At 41.3% G+C, this 7,454-nt stretch carries 5 protein-coding genes; 1 reads left to right on the plus strand and 4 read right to left on the minus strand.

Annotated features, from left to right (window positions below; all coding sequences use genetic code 11):
• Positions 1–53: 53 nt before the first annotated feature.
• Positions 54–2,042, minus strand: a complete 1,989-nt coding sequence (locus tag AC4E96_RS09375) for a DNA topoisomerase III (RefSeq protein WP_490255628.1) — start codon at positions 2,040–2,042, stop codon at positions 54–56.
• 279 nt (positions 2,043–2,321) lie between these two features.
• Between AC4E96_RS09375 and AC4E96_RS09380 the strand changes: the two genes are divergently transcribed.
• The gene (locus AC4E96_RS09380; protein WP_490255629.1) at positions 2,322–5,090 is read left to right on the plus strand and encodes a CHASE domain-containing protein; all 2,769 of its coding nucleotides are present in this window, start codon (positions 2,322–2,324) and stop codon (positions 5,088–5,090) included.
• Positions 5,091–5,221: 131 nt separating this feature from the next.
• Here AC4E96_RS09380 and suhB read toward each other — a convergent pair whose 3' ends face one another.
• From suhB to AC4E96_RS09395, 3 genes are all read right to left on the minus strand, one after another.
• The gene (gene suhB / locus AC4E96_RS09385) at positions 5,222–6,025 is read right to left on the minus strand and encodes an inositol-1-monophosphatase (protein WP_488032449.1); all 804 of its coding nucleotides are present in this window, start codon (positions 6,023–6,025) and stop codon (positions 5,222–5,224) included.
• Between the two features lie 240 nt (positions 6,026–6,265).
• Positions 6,266–6,613, minus strand: coding sequence for a DUF2750 domain-containing protein (locus tag AC4E96_RS09390; RefSeq protein WP_488032450.1), 348 nt, complete (start codon positions 6,611–6,613; stop codon positions 6,266–6,268).
• Between the two features lie 76 nt (positions 6,614–6,689).
• Positions 6,690–7,454, minus strand: a 765-nt coding sequence (locus AC4E96_RS09395) for a DUF3362 domain-containing protein (RefSeq protein ID WP_490255630.1), incomplete at its 5' end; no start/stop codon positions are given.

Genomic DNA, 7,454 nt, shown 5'->3' on the forward strand with positions numbered 1-7,454 from the left:
TGTTATTAATAACGTTAAAAAAAGCGGAAGTCGCATTAATATTACTCGATTCATTATTTTTTCTTAGTTTTGGGCCTTGCACTCTTCTTTGATGAAGTGCCTGGCGGTACTTTGGTGCTTTTACCTTTTGTATAAGAACTATTATAGGTCTTTTTACTTGCGCCTCGTCGTTTTGGTTTAAAAGGTTTCTCAGGTAGACCAACTAATTTTGCATCTTTTGAATCGCTTACCAACTGAGTTAACTTATTTTCGATATCTTTGATAAAAGCTTGGTAGTTTAAGTTTTGGTCACATATTTCTTGAAGTTGCATCTCCCATTCGGCGGTCATGTCGGGCAACGTGATTTCTTCAGGTAATGCTTTTATTAACGCGACACCAACATCAGTAGCACGAATACTTTTACCTTGCCTGGTCAAATAGCCTCGTTTAAACAACAGTTCAATCATACCAGCTCGGGTTGCTTCTGTGCCTAAACCGTCGGTTTCGCGCAAGATCTTTTTTATATTAGGGTCTCGGACAAAGCGAGCGATTCCTGTCATCGCTCCTAACAACGTCGCGTCAGTAAAGTGGGCTGGCGGTTCTGTTTGTTTACATAACAGTTCACCATGTTGGCAAAATAAAGTTTGGCCCTTCGTAAGTGGCGGTAATGCGTTGTCAGACTTCTCTGTTTTCTCATAGATTATTTTCCAACCGACATTAGCGGTTTGAACTGACTTGGCGATGAACTTACCTTTATTTATTTCTAATTCTACTTTTGAGTGATCGCTTTCATATGCTTCAAAAAACTGGGCTAGGTACTGCTTGGCGATGAGTTGATACACATTAGCTTCACTAGATGAAAGTGAAAGGTTCGCGGCACTTTTTAAGGTAGGGATAATGGCATGGTGAGCACTTACTTTACTATCATTCCAAGCGCGGCTCTTTATATTTACGTTAGCCTTACCGGCGACCATCGCAACATGAGGTTTGGGTGATTGACCTAAATGAGCGATGATTTTGGGGGCGTCGTTTAGATGCTGTTTTGGTAGATAACGACAATCGGAGCGGGGATAAGTAATAACTTTGTGACGTTCGTACAGTGTCTGACAGGCATCAAGTACTTGTTGAGCTGACAGTTTAAATGCTTTGGCTGCATCAATTTGCAAACTCGATAAATTGTATGGCAAAGGGCTTGGTTGCTTTTTACGTTCTTTTTTTACTTCAGTGACGACAGCGTCCTGCTGGTAAATTTGTCGTACAACATGCTCCGCCAAACTTTTATTGATGACACGGCCTTCTTCATCGAGATGGTTGGCGCAATGCTCGCTTGGTTGCCACCTCGCTGTGAAATTAGTATTTGAGGATTGCCTATCGAGTGTGACATGAGCATCGACTTGGTAATAGTCTTTACTCACAAAGTCGGCAATTTCTTGATCTCTCCTTACCACTAAGCCCAATAAAGGGGTTTGAACACGACCGACAGACAAAACAGAATTAAAATTTGCCTTTTGGCCAAGTAATGTAAAAGCGCGAGTTAGATTCATTCCTATCAACCAGTCCGAACGTGAACGGGCCAATGCCGACACCGAAAGCGGCATAAAAAGCTTGTTATCCTGTAATTGCCCCAATGCTTTTTTTATGGCCGGCGTATTTAAGTCACTGACCAATAATCGCTGAGTGTGTTGGTGTTTGGTTTTTGGCAATTTTAAATAATGTAGGACTTCATCAACTAATAATTGTCCTTCACGGTCTGGGTCGCCTGCGTGAACGATCGAGCTAGCTTGCTTGGTGAGTTTTCGCAAAACCGATAACTGTGACTTTGTTTTAGCTTTGGGCTTGAGCTGCCACGCTTCGGGAATAATCGGCAAATCACCATAATTCCACTTTTTGTATTTTGGGTCGTAATCGTCGGGTTCGACTTGCTCTAAGATATGACCAATGCACCAACTCACATGGGTGCCATCTCCAGCGACAATATAACCTTCGTGTTTTTTGACTGGCTTAGGTAAGGCATCGGCAATCGCTCTGCCCATGCTGGGTTTTTCGGCAATGATTAGTCTCACTTTGAGCTCCAAAAACTAGTGATTTGATTATCATAACCAATAACTGTTTATATAAACAGTGTAGTTGTGGTGCAGTTGATTAAATATTGACTAATTTAGGAAAAAATAGCTCTTTGAAAGAAGTTACACAAAAAATTTTAATGACAGACTATCCTTATCTGGTAGATTTAGAGTTTATTGATTTGAACGAATCAACATACTTAATTCAAAAACAATAATAATAATTCAGGCGCTTTTGTGTGTCGGTGCTTTATGTATGTAAAATCAAAGGATAAAACGTTGAGGTTTAAACCCAATTCTGCAGTCGTTATTCTGATTTCATTTGTCAGCTATTACTTATTTTCCAAAGTAGGCTTGCTATTTGCAATCCCACCAGGGTTTGCCAGCGCCGTTTGGCCTGCTGCTGGTGTTGGCCTTGCTAGTTATCTAATATTTGGTCGCATGGCGCTTGTCGGAGTCTTCTTAGGCGCTTTGCTTGCCAATGGTCAGGTCGCAAAAGAGGGATTCTTCGAACAAGAAACACTACAGCAAATACTGCCGTTGCTCATTGCGGTTGGTACCGTTTTACAAATGGCCTTTACCAAATGGCTACTGGATAGATATGTCGCGAAGCCTATCAATAACACTTATCTCAAGAGCGTGGTTCATTTTTTATTGCTTGCCGGGCCGGTTGGTTGTTTGGTTTCTGCTACCTTTAGTAGTACAGCTATTTCATTAATTAATGGTATTCCACTTTACCACTCATTGTTTATTGCATTTACTTGGTGGGTGGGCGACTTAATTGGTGTCGTTTTCTTTTTACCGATTGTGCTGTCACTATTTGACAACCCTTATTACCTGCAGAAAAAAGACAAACTCAAAATTGTTGTTCCTGCCGCTATATTGTTTTTACTTGTGAGCTCAATATTCGGGCTTTCTCGTGAACACTATAAAACGTCTAGAATGGAAGCGTTTGTTACCCATACCACTGAGTTTTCGCAACGAATTAACCTTATTGAGAACACGATTTCTCAGCAGTTAGTCGGTATGAAAGGTTTGTTTAGAGCGAGTGAATTTGTTAGCCGAGCAGAGTTTAAAGAGTTCACTGACAACATTTTAAATCCAGATATAAAAATCAGAGCATTAGCTTGGCTACCAAAAGTAAATGGCAGTGAGCGTCGGCAGTTCGAGCAGCGAATTGCTGAAGAAGACTTCCCAAACTTTACCTTGAAGCAACTCATTGGCGGTAAGGTTCAGCCTGCTGAGCATCAAAGGTACTATATTCCCATTTTATATACCGAACCACTTGGTCCCAATCGCACGGCTGTTGGGCTAGATGTGTCGTCTCACGATGTGGTTGGGATAACAGTGAATAAGGCCATCTATTCTGGTACTAAAGCTGTCTCGCCTCAGTTGTCTTTGGTTCAAGATTTAGAAAATTTTAACGCTGTTATTGTTTATTATCCAATATATGAAGACGGTGAAGTACCCAAAGAACGCAATATGCGTGTCTCTAAGCTCATTGGTTTATTTGAGGCTGTACTGGAGTTAGATCAGCTTGTTTATAGCTTGTACACCGATGAGATGAGAGAGCAGTTTGTGTTCCGCACTAAATATATTCAAGGTGATAACACTACTGCGTTTTTTGATGCGGGTTATCGAGAAAACGCACTTTATAAACATAAACAAACATTTTCGTTTTTTGATACCCGAATTGAAGTTGAATATGCAAGTAGTGCGGCTTTTGATCAGGACTCTATCGATTGGTCGAGTTGGTTGATCATTATTATTGGCTGCTGTGTAAGCACATTTAGCGTCATTTTTATCATTATCATGACTAATTTGAGTGAAATGCTAGAGAAAAAGGTGGCGTTAAAGACAAGTCAGTTAAGCGAAAAGAACGACGAATTGATGAAAGCAAATGCGGCCAAAAGTCAGTTCTTAGCTAACATGAGTCACGAGTATCGAACCCCCTTAAACGCGATTATTGGTTTTGCCCAGATAGGTAAAAATAGCAATGATTTGCCAGAAGCAAAGGGGTATTTTGATCAAATATTGGACTCTTCAAAGCTACTATTAGGCATAATTAACAATGTATTAGACTTCTCTAAAGTGTCTGAAAGTGAAATTAAACTCGAAGAGACACCGTTTGATTTATCTCAATCAGTAAATAGCATCAAGAATTTATTAACAGAAAAGGCCAGTGCCAAAGGGGTGGTGTTAGAAGTCGAGCATCAAGGCCTGGATGATATTGATGTGGTCGGTGACTCAGTCCGACTCGAACAAATCATGATGAACTTGGTTGATAATGCCATTAAGTTTACTCACAAGGGCAGCGTAAAGCTGTCAGTAAACTTGTTCAAAAAAGATGGAAATACCGCACAACTAAGTATTGTCGTTGAAGATCAAGGCATCGGTATCCCAGAAGACAAAATCTCAGACTTATTTATGTCTTTTACTCAAGCTGATGAGTCGACCACCCGTCGTTTCGGCGGTACTGGATTAGGCTTAGCCATTGTAAAACAGCTAACAGAGTTGATGAAAGGGACAATTATTGTTGATAGTAAAGTGGGTAAAGGCACGCGTTTTAATTTGAACATACCTGTGGATATTACTCAGCAAGGAAACACCCAAGAAGACAGCCAATTGGACACAGAGCGACGACAAGCCCATCTCGCGGAAATACGTGAACAAAACTTTAATGCGTTAATTGTCGAAGACAACAAGATCAATCAAATGATTGCCAATAAACAGCTAGAGCTTCTTAACATCAAGGCAAGTGTCGCAGACAATGGCAAAGAAGGACTAGAGCTTCTCACCAGTGGCACGCTACCTGACATCCTGTTTGTTGATTTACACATGCCAGTAATGGATGGTTTTACAATGTTGGAGAACTTGGTGGGTAAACCAGAATTTGAAAACCTGCCTACTGTGATCATTAGTGCTAGCGTGAGTAAGGAAGATAGAGAAAGAGCAACGAAGCTAGGAATTAGGCATTACGTTACTAAGCCGTTTTTATTAGAGGACTTGGAGCAGGTCGTATTAGAAACACTGGGCCAAAAGAAATAAAGCCAGCGTTTTAAAAAGGACTTAGTAACTCAAAAGTCGGCTTATACAACCGGTGAATAAGACAAAAAAAACCAGTGAAATATAAATTTCACTGGTTTTTTGCTTCTCAGGTAAGTACTGCGTAATTGAAATTAAAGTGAACGCAAACCGTCATTTAAATGTGGGCGAATCGCTTTTAAAATTGCACCAAGTACTTTAGGAGTGGCAACTACGATATTACCCGTCTTATCAAAGTCACTACCACCTTCAAAGTCAGCAATTACTGCACCTGCTTCCTTGGCAATTAATTGGCCTGCTGCTGTGTCCCATGGACGAAGACCCATCTCGAAGAAACCTTCAACACGGCCAGCTGCAACGTACGCTAAATCAAGTGCGGCAGAGCCAGCACGGCGCATATCTGCAACTTGTAAGAATAAGTCATTAAACATCGCGCTGTAGGCTTCTAGCTGATGCTTTTGCTTAAATGGGAAACCTGTCGCCAGGATAGTACCGCTTAGGTCACGAGCTTTAGAAACACGAATGCGCTTGCCATCTAACTGTGCACCAGCACCTTTAGAGGCTGTAAATAGTTCACCGCGAATTGGGTCTAAGATAACCGCTTGTTCTAACTTGCCGTCAACTTTTAATGCAACAGAAACCGCAAAGTGTGGAATGCCTTTTACGAAGTTTGCTGTACCGTCTAATGGATCGATAATCCACTGGTATTTTGCATTGCCTTTGATAACACCACTTTCTTCCGCTACGAAAGAGTGGTCAGGGTAAGAAGCTTGAATTGTAGAGATGATTGCTTGTTCAGCTTCCTTGTCGACATTAGTAACGAAATCATTCGCACCTTTTAATTCAGCTTGAACCATATCAAGTTGCTCATATGCACGAGCAATAATTTTACCAGCATTACGCGCAGCACGAACTGCGATGTTTAACATCGGTTGCATTTACAATCACCTATTTTTCAAAAGAACGTAATTCTAATAATAGTAAAAAAGCACAAAAAATCCCGAGCTGTATTCCTTCATTTTTTATAATGAAAAGAAGCCCGAGCGCTACTATTATTCAAATTACTAAAGAACATTTTTTAATCAGGCGCGCATTCTATAGATTTTTGGGACTAAGTAAAGAAAAAACGCCAAAAAGGGCTACTTTTTGGCGTTTTAAAGAGGGAGGTTGGTACTTACTTACAGTTTTTCGACTTCTGCTAGCTTTTGACTAAATTCGCCCAAGTCTAGCTCAGGACATTCGCCATTTTCCTGCCAGTCGATGCCAACGATGACATTGTCAGTTGATAAGTCCTCTACCCAAAATTCAAGCCAGTCAGCAACTGAAATTTGAGTTGGTACATACTGTGCCCACTCTTCAGTACAGTTAGCTTGTGCAACTGACTCTCGAGACCAAACTAACATCACATCAGTGTCTTCAAATTGAGTTGAGTCAACAATAACCCAACCTTCTGTAGCTTTATCATGTAATGCCCAGATCATTTGGGTGGCGGCGACTTCTTCGAAAAACTCGTTGATTGTACTCATATTGCTCTCATTTATTGATGAAAATAGGCTTCAGTATTTTACCGAAGCCTTATTACTATTTGTTGACGGTCGAAACTTAGCGGCCTGCTCTTGATTTTTTAGGTGCTGACTTACCGCGATTTGAGCTTGGCTTGCCAGAGCCTTTACTGCTTGACTTGTTCGCCGTGTTTTTTGCTCCAGGTTTACCAGAAGGCTTACCACCTGATTTACCATTAGGCTTGTTGTCGAACTGACCTAAACCGGTGTGACGAGTCAATGCTTTTTGACCTCCGCCTTGCCCCTTACCTTTAAGGTTAGGGCGACGTCCACGGTTGCTGCTCGCCAAACGCTCTTCATTTGCAGACGCAGGCGGCACCAAGTGCTGTTGGCCGTGACCGATAAGTTTGGCTAAGCCCATTTCTTTTAGTGCGTGACGGATCATCTTCCAGTTTTTAGGATCGTGATAACGCAAAATCGCTTTGTGCAGACGGCGCTCTTTTTCACCACGAGCGATAGGAACGACATCATTTTGTTTCTTCACTTTATGCAAAGTATCAATTTCGGTGTGGAACATAGTCGTTGCCGTTGCCATTGGCGACGGGTAGAAGTTTTGAACTTGATCCAAACGGAATTTGTTTTCCTTTAACCAAAGTGCAAGGTTGATCATGTCTTTGGTTTCGGTACCTGGGTGAGCCGCAATAAAGTATGGAATTAGGTATTGTTCTTTACCGGCTTCTTTTGAATACTTTTCGAATAACTCTTTGAACTTGTAGTAACTGCCCATGCCCGGCTTCATCATCTTAGATAATGGACCTTCTTCTGTATGCTCAGGGGCAATCTTTAAGTAACCACCAACGTGATG

This window comes from Psychrosphaera sp. (genome assembly GCF_982872775.1).